Below are 17328 nucleotides of genomic sequence, written 5' to 3' on the forward strand. Positions count from 1 at the left end.
GACAAGGACCATGTGATGACCTCGACACTGAAACATTTTATCAGCGGGAATCGTATTCTTGTCTGTTTGCTGCTGTTCTTATCTGTGTCTCTTGGTTCTCTTCCCGCTGCGACTCCCCGCGTTTCCCGTGATCTGCAGGTCTTGTACACATTTGATGCTGGAAAGGGAGACGTGGTCCGCGATCGTTCTGGTGTCGGGCAGCCGCTCGATTTGAAAATTGAGAAGCCAGCCGCCGTGCATTGGAAGAAGGGAGCACTGGTCGTTCGGAAGTCCACAAAAATCAGTTCGACGATACCAGCCAGGAAAATTATTAACTCGATCAAACGGGCGAATGGCTTGACCGTTGAAGCATGGCTCAAGCCTGCGAACGATCGACAGAAAGGTCCAGCTCGGATCATTTCTCTTTCCGGAAATCCCAGTAAAAGAAATCTGACACTGGGACAGGAAGGGAAACAGTATGACGTACGATTACGCACGACTTCGACCAGTGTGAATGGAAATCCTTCCACCGCGACACCAGACAAATTTGTGAAAACCGTGTTGACGCATGTCGTTTATACCCGTGATGCGGGAGGGACTGCCCGGATTTATATCAATGGGCAGCAACAGGCTAAGCAGAAGGTCTTCGGCAAACTCAGAAACTGGGACAAAGATTTTGGTCTGATCCTGGCAAATGAAAAGACGGGAGATCGTCCCTGGTTGGGTGAATTGCATCTGGTGGCGCTTTTCAGTCGGGCCTTAACCGACGGTGAAGTGAAACAGAATTTCCGGGCGGGAGCGACATCAAAGGTGGACAGCGCACAAACCAAAGCAGCGCTTGCCGCGGCACAGGCACGGTATGAGTTTGAAACGCAGGTCGCTCCGTTACTCGCACGGAACTGCCTGGATTGTCACGATTCGGCAGCGAAGAAAGGTCGGCTCGATTTATCACGTAAGGCGGCCGCCTTTGCGGGGGGAGAAAGCGGAAAAGCAATTGTCCCCGGAAAAACCGGGGACAGCCTGTTGTGGGAACAGATCAAATCCGGGGCGATGCCTCCGGAGGGAGAGCCGCTGACGAATCAGGAGAAAAACATACTCAAACAGTGGATTGACAAGGGGGCGGTCTGGTCGGTCGAACTGATTGATCCGGCCGTTTATGTGTATGAGGGCCGCGCGGGGGCAGTCTGGTTACAGCGACTGACGATTCCCGAGTATATCGAAACTGTCCGAAGTGCGGTCGGCGTAGATATTGCTCAGGAAGCCCATGCGCTGTTACCTCCTGACTTGCGGGCCGATGGCTTCAGCAATACGGCTTATAATCTCAATGTGGATCTCAAACATGTGGAGATCTATGCCCGCCTCGCCGAGATCATAGTAGATCGAATGGATGTGATGAAGTTTGCGTCGCGCTTTTCGAAAAGCCGGAAACTTTCCACCGATGATACGATGCGAAAGTTCATCGCCGACATGGGGAAATGGATTTTGCGCGGGCCGCTCGATGATCGTGAGGTGACGACATATAGCGGCATTGCAACAACGGTGGCCAGTGCAGGTGGCGATTACCAGGAAGCAGTCCGTCTGACAATTGAAGCGATGTTGCAGTCGCCCCGGTTCATTTACCGGATCGAAAATCAACGCGGCGATGGCAGTGCCTGGCCCGTGGATGAGTACGAGCTCGCATCTCGCATGAGCTATATCATCTGGGGCGGACCACCGGACCGGGAACTGATGCGGGCGGCCGACGCGGGCGAACTGCACGACCGCGGCCTGATTGAAAAACAGGCACGCCGGATGTTACAGGACCCGCGGGCCGTGAATCGTTCTTTGCAGTTTCTTTCGGAATGGTTGAATCTGGATCGGCTGGACAATCTTCGTCCTGATCGTAAGAAGTTTCCGAACTGGAACGAAGCACTTGCAGCCGACATGCGCGAAGAAACACAGGCCTTTTTCAAAGAGATCATCTGGGAGCAGAACCGGCCACTGGCAGATCTGTTGAACGCCCAGCTGACTTTTGCCACGCCTGATCTCGCAGCCCACTATGGTCTCAAGCCGAAAGGTCCCGGACTCAAACGCTATGATCTGTCTTCCATTCCGGCAAGGGGAGGCTTGCTCACACAGGGAAGCGTGCTGACGGTAGGAGGAGACGAAGCGTCTATGGTCACGCGAGGTTTGTTTGTGATGCAGGGAGTCCTGCGTGGTGTTGTGAAAGATCCGCCGCCCGGTCTTGACATCACGCCTGTGCCTTCGAAGCCGGGATTGTCCCAACGTCGGATTGCAGAACAGCGGCTGGCAAATGAATCCTGCAGTGGTTGCCATATCCGATTTGAGCCGCTGGCATTCGGTCTGGAGAAGTTCGACGGCCTGGGAGCCTTTCATGAAAAAGACGAACATGGCAATCAATTACGTGAGGATGGAGAAATATTGTTTCCCGGCGCGGCAAAACCGGTTGCTTATCAGACAAGTGCTGCGTTGATGAATCTGCTGGCAGAGAGTCCGCGGGTTCAGAAATCGATTACCTGGAAAGTCACGCAATTTGCATTAGGTCGGCCCCTGGTTGCGGCAGACGCGCGGATACTGGATCAGATTCATCAAGCCACCCAGAAAAATGGGGGCACCTATGCCAGTTTGATGACCGCGATTGTATTGAGTGATCTGGTGCTGAAGACAAAAACGGAACCCCATTCATCGGAGAAGTGAGAATGATGAAACGAGCGATCAACCGGCGGACACTGCTCCGGAGCATGGGGGCAGCGACGATAGGACTGCCGTTACTGGAAGAAATGCTGGATTCCCCGGTAGCAGCAGCTCCCGAGAAAACGGTCCCAGTCAGGGCATTCAACGTCTTCTTTGGGCTGGGGATACCCGCGCCACTGCAGACCGAAGGTTATGAGGGCGTGATGGAACCGCTCAAGCCGTTAAAAGACAAACTGCTGATTATGCGGAACGTCGACCAGATCCGCTGTGATGAGAAGGGGATCAACGCACACTACGATGGTGCCTCCGGTGCGTTTACAGCCGAACCTCCCAATGGCGAGGCGCGGTCAGGAGGGCCTTCGATCGATCAGGTGATTCGTAAAACTCACTATCCAAAAGGCTTACCCACCGGTATGGTGCCGACATTGATTGGGGGAACGTTTTTCCGGCGCAGTCGCGTGGGACGTTATGTGCATAGTTATAATCAGGATTGTACTGTCGCCGCCACAATGCAGGAAAAACCACGCGATCTGTTTGATCGGGTCTTTGGTTCGATTGCACTCTCGGGTGATGAATCGGATGTGAGACGCAAACGGCTCAAGCGGAGTGTGCTGGATTCGGTCGTTGCGGACTACAAGTATTATACCGGCGCGAATTCGCCACTCGGGTCCGCTTCCAAGTCGCGCGTTGCCGATCACCTTGATCGCATTCGTGAATTCGAACAGCGTGCCTTTGCTTTAAAGAACAAAAATCCGAACGCACCAAAGCTGCCACCCCGTTCACAGATTCTTCACGGCGGTCCGGCAGACCCCGGTGGGATGGGCGTTGATATCACGCTGGATGAACTGTCGACTGAATGGCGTTTGATGGCCGACTTGTATGCACTGGCAATTCAAATGGATCGGACCCGGTTTGGGGCGCTGACTTTTCTGGCCGCGGGAGAACGGATTCGATTGACGGGCGACTATGAATATGACGGCAAAAAAATCTGGCATTTTGATGATGCCCGCCAGCAGAAGGCTTCGGGTGACAAGGGCTGCAGCCACGAATGGTGGCACAAGTTCAACGAGAAGAAGAAAAATGAAGCACTGCGGGCGCATGCCCATATGAAGATGCGTGAGATCGCTTACTTCCTGCAACGGCTGAATGATGCTGATTCCAGAGAGGCCAATGGGCGAACGATTCTGGAAAATTCGCTGATTACGATTTCTACCGAGTCAGGCGATGGCCGTCACAATGATGTGAAACGCGAATTGTCGGGTGTATTCCACGCGATTACCGGCGCCAATGGCCGATTCAAAACGGGTGAAATCATGGATGTCGGGGCGGAAGGGATCGATGTTTACAATACGATGCTGGCGGGAATGGATGTCAAAGACCGGCTCGGCCCTCTGAAACGCGAGTCAAATTCCATCGATTCGATCCGGGCTTAAGGACTGTATGGGATTCATTGAAGATTCAACGTGAGTACTATTTATAAAGGTTTTAGCTGATTACCTGCTGATCAGATTCTACGAGTAGCTCCGACAATTCACGCAACAGGCTTTCTCGCTGGATTGGTTTGTGAAGCACTTTCCAGGGACCTGAACCGCTGGGGTTCAACTGCACCTGTTTGGGAGTATAGCCTGAAATGAAGAGGACCGGAATTTCGGGGCGTTCCTCTCTGATTTTTTCTACCACGCCATCGCCATTCAGGTCTGGTAATACGACATCAGAGACGACTGCGATAAAGTGTGACGGTGTTTCTTTCCAGATCGCCAGTGCCTTGGTCGCGTTTTCCGCTTCGATGACCTGATAACCATCCCGTTCCAGCATGTCCCGCAGCGCTTTGCTGACCCTCCGGTCGTCTTCAATCAGCAGGATCGTACCAGATACTTTCTGTGGAGTGGTCTGTTTTGTCAGGATGGGCTGCTCGATGCTTTGACTATCGGATTTGGGAAGAAATAATCGAAAGCAGGTTCCGACTCCCGGTGTACTCTCCAATTCGATGAAACCTCCATGGAGCTCGACAATCTCTTTGACTGAGGTCAGTCCCAGCCCTGTTCCTTCGCCATGTCTTTTTGTTGTGAAAAAGGGATCGAAAATGCGCTGCTTCGTTTTTTCGTCCATCCCGCAGCCCGTATCCCGGACCGAGAGTCCGATATAATCTCCAGCAGGCTGTCCCGGAGTGCTCTCTGATTGGGGAATCGTTTGTTCGAATGTGGAAAAGGTCAGCGTGCCTCCCTCGGCCATCGCATGTCGCGCATTGACCACCAGATTCATGAGAATCTGATGCAGATTTCCGGAGTCTGCCAATACAAATCCCAGTGGCTCCTCCAGATCGCATTCAATTTGAATATCTTCGCCGAGGACCCGGGAAAAGAAGGGGAGTGTCTGGTTGATGAGTTCATTGTAGTGAATCAGCTGCCGATTCGATGAGCGGTTGGAGCTGAATGTCAGTAATTGTCGTGTCAATTCCGTTCCCCGTTCGGCGGCTTCCTCGATGGAATCTAGTACGGGTTTGATTTCGTCGTTTGGTTGTTCTGCAAGTTGAAGGTTAGCCAGTTCCAGTTCACACGTAATGACAGTCAGGAGGTTGTTAAAGTCATGTGCGACACCACCGGCAAGGCGACCTAATGCTTCCATTTTCGTGGCTTCACGCATGCGGTCTTCTGCCTGATCCCGTTTGCGTTCCGCACTACGGCGCTGGAGTACTTCATAACGCAGGACCTCCACGTATCTGACGGTTCCAGCAATCAATACCGTTGCCAGGACTAAAGCGAGCGTTCGAAACCAACGCGTTTGCCAGAAGGGGGGATGCACAGTGATACCGAGCGAGACTCCCGCTTCATTCCAGAGACCAGAATTATTCGATCCCTGAATGCGTAGCAGGTATTGACCGCCCGGCAAACCGGTGTAACGACCTGAGCCATCCTGTGATTCAAACCAGTCTGTGTCAAAGCCTTCGAGTTTAAACCGGTAACGATTCAGGCCGGGCATTGAATAGCTTAAGGCGGCTGCTTCAAATTCAAAATAATTTTTGGGCCACGCGAGTTCGATATTGTGCACTCGACTGGGAGCGGCATCCAGAGGCATGGGAACCTGCGCCTGGGTCAGGCTGGTCAGGACCACCGGTGGTATATAGTCATTGGCCTTGAGTTTCTCCGGACGGAAGTGAGTCACGCCGCGCGGGCCACCAAACCAGAATTCGCCGTCCCGGGTTTTGTGAAATGAGGTTAACAGAAATGAATCTCCCTGCAAGCCTTCTTCCCGCCCGAACACCTGGGGGGGACGCTTTCCTGTTGGATCAAAGGCGGTCAGACCATTGGCCGTACTCAACCACAGTCGGTCTCCGTTTTCCAGTATGCCGAGGATCATATTGTCCGAGAGGCCGTCTTCAACACTAAAGCGTTCGAAGGTCCCCTGTTCTTCGTCGATAAAACGATGTAGTCCATCAGACGTCGCGATCCAGAGCGCACCTTTATGATCTCGATGAATCGATTGGATGACGCCGGAATGCAGGCCGCCCGAGCTCTCTGCCCCGTGCCAGTAATGGTCGAAGTTGGTGGCATTCTTCTGCAATCGATCCAGACCGTTGTCCGTTCCGATCCAGAGTGTTCCATCATCGTCCTGATGCAATGCGCCATAGCTGGCTGTATTGTTGGCAAGACTTGCCGGGTTTTTAGGATCGTGGACAAAGCGTGTTGCTTTTCCGGTTTGGGTATCGAAGTGAGCCAGGCCTCCCCCCTGGGTCAAGAGCCAGAGCGAACCGGGGTGGAGATTGTCTTCCATAATGCGGCGGATGCAGTTGGATGCGGGGAGACTTTGCGGGTCAGCAGGGTCGTGGCTGTAGCGGGCTAGAACTTGCTCTGACTTTCGATCAAAGTGGAGCAGATCGCCGCCATAGATGGCAATCCAGAACTGTTGGCGACTGTCTTCGGCGAAAGCGGAGACGAGCTGGTTTTTCAGTTGTGAATCGGCGACAGGCGTCGCAGTCCCTTTTTTTTGATCGAATTTTCGAAGCCCTGCGATTGTACCGAGCCACATGGTTCCTGCTTGATCTTCATAAATGGGAAGTAGTCCGCTTCCCAGTGTTGCCAGATCGAATCCCATGCTATTGGGGTCGAATTTGACCAGCCCATCCAGGCTCACAATCCAGAAAATTCCTGATGCATCTTCGAAAACAGTGCGGGCACCACGCTGAGAGAGTCCACCCGAAGTGGGGCCGAAGCGGGTAAAGGTACTCTGATCCGGATCAAGGCGTGACAGTCTGGCCACGCCATTAAAAGTGGTGATCCAGAGCGCACCCTCTCGATCTTCATGCACGCTGGTGACAACAGGGCCGCCCAGAGTATGAGGGTTGTTTGGTTCAAACGGAAAATGAGTCATGTCGCGGGACCGGGGATCAAAACGATCCAGTCCTTCCTGGGTACCGATCCATAGCCTTTGTTGGCTGTCCTCAAAGATCGACCAGACTTGAGAGCTATTGAGTCCATCAGTCACACCAATGTGCAGATCGACTTTGCCTGATGCCGGATCGAAGCGGGCGGCACCTCCGCCGAACGTTGCCAGTAACAGTTTTCCATTGTGGTCTTTGGCAATTTTGTAAACATTATCATGTGGGATCGTATTGGCATCCTGATTGGAATGACGGTAACACAGCACCTCGTTTGTTGCTGGATTGAACTTCAGCAGTCCTTCACCGTTTGTGCCGATCCAAAGTTGGCCGTTTTCAGCTCCCTGCAGTATCCAGATGCCTGCTTTGCCTGAATGGTGGGGACCTGCGGGGATGGGAACGTGAGAAAAACGCCCGGTGTTTTTGTCATACCGATTCAAGCCGCTGAGCGTACCGATCCAGATCACACCGTCTAAATCTTCGTAGAGAGACGTGACATTACTGCCAGTCAGCTCACCGGAACTGGCGGAAAATCGTTTGAGGTGACGGCTGTCATAGCGATAGAGTCCACCTCCAAAAGTGCCAATCCAGATATACCCGTCCCGGTCCTGCAAACAGGCTCCGGATAACTCAGCGCCAATTTCTACCGCCCGCTCGAAGTCGGGCCGTTCGGCCAGCGCAGGTGTATTTGAGAGCCGCTTATCACGGCTGCGGTGCGTCTGTTCTGGTTGTTCTTCAAATTTGGGTGCCGTTATCTGACGATCTATGCTCCAGGGGAGCAGGATGCTTACCGTCAGACCAAGAAAGAAGATGATCAGGCTTGCTTTCATGATAAACAGTATAAGCTTCGGTGGGAGGGAAGAAAGCCCATGATCAGCAGAAATGGATACTGTCTGCCAAAAAAATGACAAGAACCTACTCATGAGAAAGGCTTGCCGATTTCTATAGCAGATGGGGGCTTAGAGTCGACATCTAGATGAGCAGATCAAGAATGAAATCTTCCAGGAATTCGAATCAGGTCGAGCTTGGGAATTCAATTTAACTTGTGAAAAATGTGAACAGCTTTTGGACGGTAGTGGGCAGGCAGATTGCAGCACCAGGCTTAAACAGAGAAGCATCTTTGTAATGGCGAACGATGCCAACGGAATCAGGCAAGTTCTGTGATTCGATAAACTCGCGAAGATGTTTATTGCCCAGCGAGACGCCGTCAATCAGATTCAAGTGGGCTAGTTCGAGTTGTTGATCATGAATATTCAGGCCGAGTGAGTTGAGCAGGGGGAATAGTAAGTCTGACGTGGTTGCGGCTGTGGAAATATATTCAATCAGTGTTGCGATCTTCGGTAAAATCTGGTCTGACTCCAAATCCGGTTGAAGCGGCTGGGGGAGACTTTCAAAAATACATGCTTCTTGAATTAAGCCAAGTGTTCTCTGGACCGAAGGCATATTCAGTTTATTTAATACGGCTCTGCGAGGGATATCAATAATATCACAGGGCTCCCACAGCGACATTGCAATCCGTGAAAGCAGCAGTGAAAGCTTGACGATTTCGATATTTTGACGTGCAGGATCGGGTAAAGAAATCATTTCATCAAACGTACGGGTGAGATGTTCTAACGGTAATCTGGATGTTGCAGGAATGCGCCACGTTGAGCAAAAACGGGCAGCAATCTGTCCATAAGAGAGACCAAAAGCGGCTTCTTCTGCTAAATCAAGTGACTCGCCGGTTGCCTGGCAGTGTTCTGTCAATTCACGATGTTCTTCCGGGAAGAGTGTTGCCAGAATAATGCGACCGATCGGATGGAGTAATGCACACAGAAATGCAGAGCCATCGGAATTGGTGAACTGCGTCTTTTCAATGATTCGAACGGTTTTACTGGCGGCCAGACTTCGTTTCCAGAGCAGATCACAATTGATCCAGGGCGCGCTGCAGCTGGTCAACGCCAGTTTCGCACCCGACATGATGGCCAGCTCTCCAATCCGTTGGCATCCCAGTAGTAAGATCGCCTTTTCCAGATCGACCGTTTCATTGCTCTCAGAGATACTATCATCTGAATTCGCAAGATTGAGAATTTCCGTTGTCAGGGCTTCATCCTGCTCAATGAGTTGAGCGAGTTCCTCCACACTGACATTTTCCCGCGAAGCCAGCGAGTACACATCAAAGGGAACGTGAGACAGAGGGAAAAAAGTGTCAAGTTGGGACATGTGTTGATAGACTTTGGTCGGTGAAATCCGAATTCCGTTTGTCAGATTGCTTTTGACAGGCAGCATTTCATTTGTGTTTTTTTTATTTTCTAAATTGGCCTTATTGGGACTGATGTCTTCACCTTCCCGTTTTTCACGACGTCGTTCCGCCAGGCCGCGCGCTTTAGATGCCAGTAGTTCATAATCGGTCGGTTTGAAAGAAATGTCATCGACTCCACGTAAAGTCATGTCTCTCGTTAAATTGGGATCTTTAATCGCAGTATGAACCATCACCACAGGACGGAATTCTTGTTCCAGCAATTCGACCGCGAGAGAATGTCCATTCTTGTTCGGCATGTGCAAGTCTGTCATGACGAGGTCGTACGGCTTTTGGTTGAGTAAAGCCAGTGCATGGACTCCATCAGTCGCCGTATTACAGATGAAACCTTCCTGAGTCAGCGCATAAGAAACCATACGACAAACGATTTTATCGTCATCGGCGACTAATGCGCGAAATTCCATTGTTTGAGATGTAGCACTCATGATTCGTTCCAGTAGCAGCATTTCCGCTGCTGATTGAATAGATTAACTTAATGTGTCACACAACGGTTCGTTTAGAACTGTTCATTGAATTACACATCACCTTCTTTAATTAACCGCATCTCTTCTCGCAGTTGTGGGATGTTGTCCAGACAGCGTTCCATTTCATTGGAAATGTCATCAATGAGGGCTTCGATCCCTTCCAGATTTGCTTCGTGACCTGCGAGTTCAATTTCTTCAGATAATTTCAGTAGTGATGAAGCACATAGAATACCGGTTGCGCCTTTGAGTGAATGTGCTGCCAGCGCCAGCGCCTGGGCATCTGAGACTTCAGCTTGTTGCTGAATTTCCTTTACCCGATCTCGTCCCGTCGTTTCCAGTTCATCTAATAGTGATCCAGCGAGTTCAAGGCTTCCAAAGCAGCGTTCCAGTAAGAGCGCGGCGTCAATCGGAGGGGGAGTCGAAGATTTTTCTTCATTTGTAAGTTCAGTATTGGCGTGGGTCGTTTCGATCACAGCGACTTCTTTCTGTCTAAGTATTCGTTCGAGTACATTGATGATTTGATTTTTCTGGACGGGTTTACTGAGGTATTCATCCATGCCAGACTCAAAGCAGCGTTCGCGATCTCCCTTGATGGCATTGGCGGTCAGGGCAACAATAGGGATGTGGCCTTTCAATGTGCCATCAGATTCTAACTGTCGAATTTGTCGTGTTGCTCCAAATCCATCTAACTCAGGCATTTGGCAGTCCATCAGAATCAGGTCATATTCATGTTGTTGAACCGCTTCGACTGCTTCAAGACCGTTTGTTGCCGTATCGCACATACAACCCAGTTGATTCATCAACTCTGTGACATACATCAAGTTGATGTTGTTATCTTCTGCCAGCAGGATACGAGTGGTGGGCAGTTTTTTTGCAGTCTGATTGGCAGGTTCATTATTGGAGAGACTTACAAACTGTTTTTCACCACCGTTCGCAAATAAACTACAGATCATCTCGTACAGTTTATGACGCTGGATTGGCTTGCGGAGTATCATATCAATGCCGTACTCCATCAGTTCGCGGTCGGTAAAATCGACGTTTGTTGTGCTGAGAAGCAAAACCATTTTTTCCGGTGAATCTTTGAGGGCTTCTGCCAGATCCAGACCATTTCTGTGTGGCATATCAAAGTCTGTCACGATCACATCGAAGGGCTTGTTCTCGGCATTCGCTTCGTCGATCGCAGCCAGGGCTTCATCGACCGAGGCCGTTCCGACCGATTCAATGTTCCATTCCGTCATATATGTCTGAATAATCGTTCGTTTTGTCTCGTTGTCTTCAACAATGAGTGTTCGTTTGCCTGCAATCGGTGATTCAAGGGGTAAGTCTACCGTTGATTCGGAAACGACTGTAAATGGAATTTCAAACCAGAATGTAGACCCGACTCCCCGTTGGCTTTCAATCCCAATCTCACCACCCATCAGTTCGACCAGATTTTGTGAAATGACCAGTCCTAAGCCGGTTCCTCCATAATGTCTGGTTGTCGAAGCATCCACTTGTGAGAACGACTGAAATAATCGGTTGAGTTTATCTTCTTCGATACCGATTCCTGTGTCGGTGACAGAGAAACGGATGTTGATTTGATCATCCTGACGCGAAACGGGTTCAGCACGAACAAAGATTTCTCCCGTGTCCGTGAATTTGATCGCATTCCCCACCAGATTGACCAGAATCTGTCGCAGGCGATAGCTGTCGCCTTTCAGGACTAAGCGTGACTCGGGATGAACGTAACAAGGCAGTTCGAGTTTCTTTTCTGCGGTACGCCAAACCATGGTGCGCACGGTATCCATAACCAGGTTTTCCAGGTCGAAATCATGCAGGTCGAGTTCTAACTTACCGGCTTCGATTTTGGAAAAGTCCAGGATATCGTTGATCAACTTGAGTAATGATTCGCCGCTGTTCCGACAGGCGTCCACAAATTCCTGTTGCCTTTGACTGAGATTCGTACCGGCCAGCAGTTCCGTCATCCCGATGACTCCATTGAGGGGGGTGCGGAGCTCATGGCTCATGTTCGCAAGAAAGTCACTTTTTGTCCTGTTTGCCAATTCAGCGCGACGTTCGTTAGATTTACTTTTCTCCGTAGCGATTTGCAATTCGCGTGTGCGTTCTGCGGCTTCAGCTTCTTTTTGTTTCTGTTCGGTCAAGTCGCGAATGATGCCCGTGAAGAGAATTTCTTTGTCTTTTCCGCTGTTTTCTACGACGACCTGACTCACTGAAAGATGCAGCGGGAAGGTCGTTCCGTCTTTACGTTGTCCGACTGCTTCGCGACCGCTGCCGATGACATTTTGTTTTCCGGTTGCCAGGTAACGAGCCAGGTAGCCATCGTGTTCTTCACGATAGGGAGATGGCATGAGCAGTTTGATATTTTGTTCCAGAATTTCTGAAGCCGTGTAACCAAACAGCCGTTCTGCTGCCGGGTTGAATGATTTGATCTTGCCGATACCGGAAATGGTAATGATGGGGTCGACGGCGGTATTCACAATTGCTTCGATGCGGCGTTCGTTGGATTTACTTTTCTCCGTGGCGATTTGCAGTTCACGCGTGCGTTCTTCGGCTTCAGCTTCTTTCTGTTTTTGCTCGGTCAAGTCGCGAATGATGCCGGTGAAGAGAATTTCTTTGTCTTTTCCGCTGTTTTCTACGACGACCTGACTTACTGAAAGATGCAGCGGGAAGGTAGTTCCGTCTTTACGTTGTCCGACCGCTTCGCGACCGCTGCCGATGACATTTTGCTTTCCGGTTGCCAGGTAACGGGCCAGGTAGCCATCGTGCTCTTCGCGATAGGGAGACGGCATGAGCAGTTTGATATTTTGTTCCAGAATTTCGGAGGCCGCATAACCAAACAGCCGTTCTGCTGCCGGGTTGAATGATTTGATCTTACCAGTACCGGAAATGGTGATGATGGGGTCGACGGCGGTATTCACAATTGCTTCGATGCGTCTTTCGTTTGCTTTACTTTTCTCAGTGGCGATTTGCAATTCATGTGAACGCTGTGCGGCTTCCTCCTCTTTCTGTTTCTGGGTAGCTGCATCCAGGACAAAACAGAGACATAAATCGTCTGCTTCATCCAACTGAGTAACTCCAAATACAACCGGCACACGCGTTCCATCCTTACGGAAAAATTCTTTTTCTACCGGTTTTGCAGCGCCTGTTTCCGCAATTTCGCGTCGTACTGCCTGATCGCATTCCAGCCATTCCGGAGGAGTTAAGGCTTTGAGATCGATCAGGCCTGCATCAAGATCTTCAGGTGTATAACCCAGAATCCGCAGTAATTCATCATTTGCCTGTTCGATTCTCCCTTCGAAACGGCATATCATAATTCCCAGAATATCGGCTTGCAGTAACTTGTTGAACTGGGCGTTGGCCTTTCTTAGGGCAATTTCAGAATGTTTACGTGCAGTAACGTCGATTTGAGTGGCGATGAAATTCAGGAGTTCGCCGTCATCACCTAATACCGTGTCGATTTTGAGCTCAATCCAGTATTCGTATCCTTCACGGTCATAAATGGCGATTTCGGTAGCAACACTTTCTTTTAATTCGATGTGGTATCTGAGATCCGCCATGATTTCATAATTGGTGTTTGGGCCGTGCAGAATTTCTGTCAGATGTTTCTCAATGACATCGTTCAATGAATAGCAGGTTAAATCGGTGAAGGCATCATTAACCCATTCGATTTTACCCTGGGCATCACAAATGATGACCGGGTGTTTTGTCTTACTGGCAACCAGAGACAGCTTTTTGACTTTTTGGTTGTACATCTCGAGAGACGCTTCCACTTCTTTGCGTCTTTGAATGTTCTCGATGACCGAAATGAAATGCTTTGGTTCACCCGAGGAGTGCCGCACGAGTGAGACGGTCAGGTTGGTCCAGATCGGTGCTCCGTTTTTATGGAGATATCGTTTCTCCAGCGAAAATGATTCTATATTCCCTGCAATCAATTGTTCGACATTGTTCAGATCGGCTTCTAAATCATCCGGGTGTGTGATGTCCTGGTATGTTAGTTCCAGAAGTTCCTCACTGCTGTAACCGACAATTTCAGAGAGTCCACTATTCACGCGCAACCAGTGACCGTCTGGCGCGACATGCGCGATTCCCATCGCGACTTGCTCAAACGTACTGCGAAAATTCTGTTCGCTTTCGAGTAGTGCATTTTCCTGAAGTTGTTTTTCTGTGAAATCGTGACAGACGCCGATAAACTGCTCCGGCTGGTCATCATCTCCTAAAACAACTCTTCCTTGTGACTGCACATAATGCACGGAACCATTGTCATAGATCACCCGGTATTGTTCGTTAAAAGTCTGTCTGGTCTCAGTACATTCCTTCATTCGGGAAATGACTCGCGCTCGATCCTCCGGATGTAGCCGTTTACTGAAATCTTCGAAACAAAGTTCCGTCTGTTCCAGATCAATGTCGAAAATCTCTCTGGTTTTCCGATCCCATGAGAGCCTATCAGTCTTTAAATTCCATTCCCAGACACCAATCTGTCCAGACTCGAGAGCAAAATCGAGCCGTTCTTTACTCCGTTGTAGTTCCTTGGCAAGCAAGACTGCCGAAGGAAATTTCAAGGCTTCCGGGACCAGACGAATTAATACCAGGACGGTAATCAGGGAGACGATGGCAGTGCATGCTTTGATCAGTCCAGAAAACCGATACACGGGCCACCAGAAGATGCCAGCCTCGATCAGATGTCCGAAACCACAAAACATAATAAAAGCTGCAAATAACCAGATGATTTTGGGGAAGGGCAAATCTTTGCGTTGCAGTAAAAAATAGAGCAGCACAACCGGAATCGCGAAGTAGGCAGCGAAGATGGCGATGTCAGAAATGATATGTAGCCAGCCGACGTCTGAGGACCAGCTACCGCAGTACCAGCGTGCCGGGAAGTCGCTCGTGTCGAACAGCTTTGTGAAAAACGTTCCCGGTCCTTCGGCACTCAGCGCGGCTGTGGAAGAAGATTTTTGACAAAGGCCGTTGGCACATTCCCCAGCCTTGTTCAAATTCAATTCCGTTTTTGACTCAGCGGCTTGGGGAGACGAGTTCGCACCAAAAACAATCATCCCCAAGATGAGTGTCGGGATGAAAAGCCGGATTCGATAGTTCGTTTTGAAACGTAAAGACATGGCTGATTCTTATATGAAAAAATGAGAGCAAAAAATTGTTCTCAGATATTGATAAAGATTGTTGAGTGAGGCTTGTTACTCACTTTTATCTGGTTATCCAGAAAGACTCTGATGGAGACGGTGTGACTCTGTACCGTTACCGCCTCCCTCCCAAATTTAGGTCAGAGTTCCAGAATGCGCAGGGAAAAACAGGTTTTCCCCCTCAGTTAGAGTGTTTTTCCTCACACGCGCTGATTGTAGATTGGTATGCAACAGGTAGCAGGAATTGAAGTTGAGACGAATAGAGGGAGATGCCTCAAGTTGACACAGAACGGTGGGGAAGTCCGGAGCGCGAGGTATTTCTGTTGGAAATGAGAGAGCAGGCATTCTAAATGGAAATGGCTGGCAGGTGATGGCACAGCCAATTTCAAGACAGCGATTGACGTGTCAATGTGATTCGCATTGCATGAATGATTGAAAGCTGAGAGTGACGAAGCGACTCATTTCTTATTGTGAGTTCGCTGGACTCGGTTCCTGTTTTTCTTTTGCCAGATCAATCTCGCGGACTTCGGTCTGTTTTTCAATGTGATGCAGTGTGAACCGGCCTTTGAGTTCTCGCTTTGCACCGTCGGTTGTCCAGACTCCTTTCATCTCTCCCTCATTCAGCTTGCCTGAATAGACGCAGGGAAACTTGACGTACTTGGAACTGCGCAGAGTACTGTATGCTTCAAACTCCACTTTGCCATCATCATCAATGGTTCCCTTAACCTTGGCTGCGGCGTTGCCCAAGGTGGGATACGCGACTGTGCCCAGAATGCGTTTTCCTTCCTGAATGACACGCAGTTCCAGATCGACCTGCTGGGCACGATTACTGGATTGAATAGAGCCCTGCCAGTAGGAAAGTCCGAGTTCCTGTTCAATTTTAGCAACGTCTTCCGATACCAGCGTCCAGTCTGCTTCGGGGAACGGCCGAAACACGTGCGCATTATTGACAGCGATGGTGCGCGGATTGCCGTCGATATTGACGATGACGCGGACCGGTTTATTCAGCGTTCCCAGTAACTGGTCCTGGGGATCAACGTCGACATATTCCGGACGAATCACTTTTGCCAGAGACTGATCGCCGAACTTATGCATTCGTACCTGATTCACGAAAGCGTCCCAGCCCATGTGAGCCGCTTCACTGCCGATTTCAACGACCACTGCTTGAAATGCAGGCGAAGCAGCCGCGGCACAACCGGCGATCGGAATGAGTGTGATCAATAACAACAATCGGGCGCGAGATTTCATCGTTGTGCCTTTCGCAGGAAAATTCGATCAGAAGAATTCAGCAATTCCACGTTTAGTATGAAACACGACGACCTTTGTATCCAGAAAAAAATGGTGCTGTTACCATACATTAGAGAATACCGGTTTCGTTGATGGAAAACACTGCGCTGGTCTCAGTGAAAACGGCTCAGGCAGTAGACTGGATCAATCTAAAATCAGGATTCTGTCCGGGAATTCAGAATTTCTTCAATCAGTTTCAGTTTTTGCTTCTGGTACTTCAATAAACGTCCGTCGCCGTAAATTCCCAGCGCCGTGAAAGGCAGGGCAATCAGCGCAAACAGTTGAACCCAGAGCGGCACCCAAGAGAAAATCAGACGCGCACTTGCAAGGGCCAGAAAGAACAGCGTCATTATCAAATGCATCTGCACGCGCTGTTTCTGGATTTTGACATTCCGCCTGATTTGAGGCGCTACGCGGGCCGGGTTTTTTCCGGCCAGTTCTTTCTGGATGTCAATGTCCATCGATCTTTCAATCCCAGCTGAAAGTCAGATACGTGTTTGCGATGGGAGAAACGAGCTCAGGCCTGCGGAATTGTTTGAGCGGACCGCTGACAGCGAGCGTGTAATCCTAAGAGCACAAAACCCACGATGGGAATCAATAGATCCGTATAAAAGATGATGCCGGCATTTCCAGGGGCAAAATTATGTTCGGTGATCATCTGATAGATATGCCCTCCCGCAGCGCCGAGTAGAAACATCGACGGCCCTACAACAGCCGCAGCCCGCATTCCCAGACTTCCTCGGAATGCCAGAAAGCCAACGACAGCATATCCCAGGCTGGCGGTTCCAACTTCAAACTGAAACGGGCTCTGTTGCCAGCCGATAAACCGGGCCGCCGTCTCTCCGAAAAAGGAATGCATGACGAAGTTATAAAAGAAGGAAAAACCGACTGAAAACAGCAGGAAATAAGCCAACAACGCTTCGATGATCACAGCCGCTGTTCGAGGACGCGGCTTCGTCAAAAGTGAAATCCCGGAAGCCAGTAGTCCCAGAATCAGGAAGCTGAGCGTGAAATTTTCCAATGCCAATGGGATGAGCGTGTTCAAAGGATGTCCTTAATGCTGCGAGTGAAGTCCGATGTTTCAGGATCAATTGA

The 17328-nt window shown here is 50.1% G+C and carries 8 protein-coding genes; 2 read left to right on the plus strand and 6 right to left on the minus strand.

Annotated features, from left to right (window positions below):
• Positions 1 to 15: 15 nt before the first annotated feature.
• Together Pan241w_RS09205 and Pan241w_RS09210 are read left to right on the plus strand one after the other, a co-directional pair.
• Positions 16 to 2676 (plus strand): DUF1592 domain-containing protein, encoded by a 2661-nt coding sequence (locus Pan241w_RS09205; protein ID WP_145214143.1) that lies wholly within the window; start codon positions 16 to 18, stop codon positions 2674 to 2676.
• Between the two features lie 2 nt (positions 2677 to 2678).
• On the plus strand, positions 2679 to 4106 hold the full coding sequence (locus tag Pan241w_RS09210; RefSeq protein ID WP_145214146.1) for a DUF1552 domain-containing protein: 1428 nt from the start codon (positions 2679 to 2681) through the stop codon (positions 4104 to 4106).
• Between the two features lie 52 nt (positions 4107 to 4158).
• Here Pan241w_RS09210 and Pan241w_RS09215 read toward each other — a convergent pair whose 3' ends face one another.
• From Pan241w_RS09215 to Pan241w_RS09240, 6 genes are all read right to left on the minus strand, one after another.
• Positions 4159 to 7878: a hybrid sensor histidine kinase/response regulator gene (locus Pan241w_RS09215; RefSeq protein ID WP_198000426.1), complete on the minus strand. Its 3720-nt coding sequence runs from the start codon at positions 7876 to 7878 to the stop codon at positions 4159 to 4161.
• Between the two features lie 208 nt (positions 7879 to 8086).
• The gene (locus Pan241w_RS09220) at positions 8087 to 9772 is read right to left on the minus strand and encodes an HDOD domain-containing protein (protein ID WP_198000427.1); all 1686 of its coding nucleotides are present in this window, start codon (positions 9770 to 9772) and stop codon (positions 8087 to 8089) included.
• Positions 9773 to 9861: 89 nt separating this feature from the next.
• A complete protein-coding gene (locus tag Pan241w_RS09225) occupies positions 9862 to 14925 on the minus strand; it encodes a PAS domain-containing hybrid sensor histidine kinase/response regulator (protein WP_145214157.1) in 5064 nt (1687 codons plus the stop codon).
• Positions 14926 to 15411: 486 nt separating this feature from the next.
• Complete coding sequence (locus Pan241w_RS09230; RefSeq protein ID WP_145214161.1) at positions 15412 to 16194, minus strand: hypothetical protein; 783 nt, start codon at positions 16192 to 16194, stop codon at positions 15412 to 15414.
• A 194-nt stretch (positions 16195 to 16388) separates the two neighbouring features.
• Positions 16389 to 16694 (minus strand): hypothetical protein, encoded by a 306-nt coding sequence (locus Pan241w_RS09235; RefSeq protein ID WP_145214164.1) that lies wholly within the window; start codon positions 16692 to 16694, stop codon positions 16389 to 16391.
• A gap of 56 nt (positions 16695 to 16750) precedes the next feature.
• Complete coding sequence (locus Pan241w_RS09240) at positions 16751 to 17278, minus strand: DUF6790 family protein (protein WP_145214166.1); 528 nt, start codon at positions 17276 to 17278, stop codon at positions 16751 to 16753.
• Between the last annotated feature and the right edge of the window lie 50 nt (positions 17279 to 17328).

It is taken from the genome of Gimesia alba (genome assembly GCF_007744675.1).
Taxonomy (GTDB): domain Bacteria; phylum Planctomycetota; class Planctomycetia; order Planctomycetales; family Planctomycetaceae; genus Gimesia; species Gimesia alba.

Bases quoted from the DNA above. Each gene is read 5' to 3' on its own strand.
- Pan241w_RS09210 (WP_145214146.1), top strand. From the start codon at position 2,679: ATGATGAAACGAGCGATCAACCGGCGGACACTGCTCCGGAGCATGGGG.
- Pan241w_RS09220 (WP_198000427.1), bottom strand. From the start codon at position 9,772: ATGAGTGCTACATCTCAAACAATGGAATTTCGCGCATTAGTCGCCGAT.
- Pan241w_RS09230 (WP_145214161.1), bottom strand. From the start codon at position 16,194: ATGAAATCTCGCGCCCGATTGTTGTTATTGATCACACTCATTCCGATC.
- Pan241w_RS09225 (WP_145214157.1), bottom strand. From the start codon at position 14,925: ATGTCTTTACGTTTCAAAACGAACTATCGAATCCGGCTTTTCATCCCG.
- Pan241w_RS09235 (WP_145214164.1), bottom strand. From the start codon at position 16,694: ATGGACATTGACATCCAGAAAGAACTGGCCGGAAAAAACCCGGCCCGC.
- Pan241w_RS09215 (WP_198000426.1), bottom strand. From the start codon at position 7,878: ATGAAAGCAAGCCTGATCATCTTCTTTCTTGGTCTGACGGTAAGCATC.
- Pan241w_RS09205 (WP_145214143.1), top strand. From the start codon at position 16: ATGACCTCGACACTGAAACATTTTATCAGCGGGAATCGTATTCTTGTC.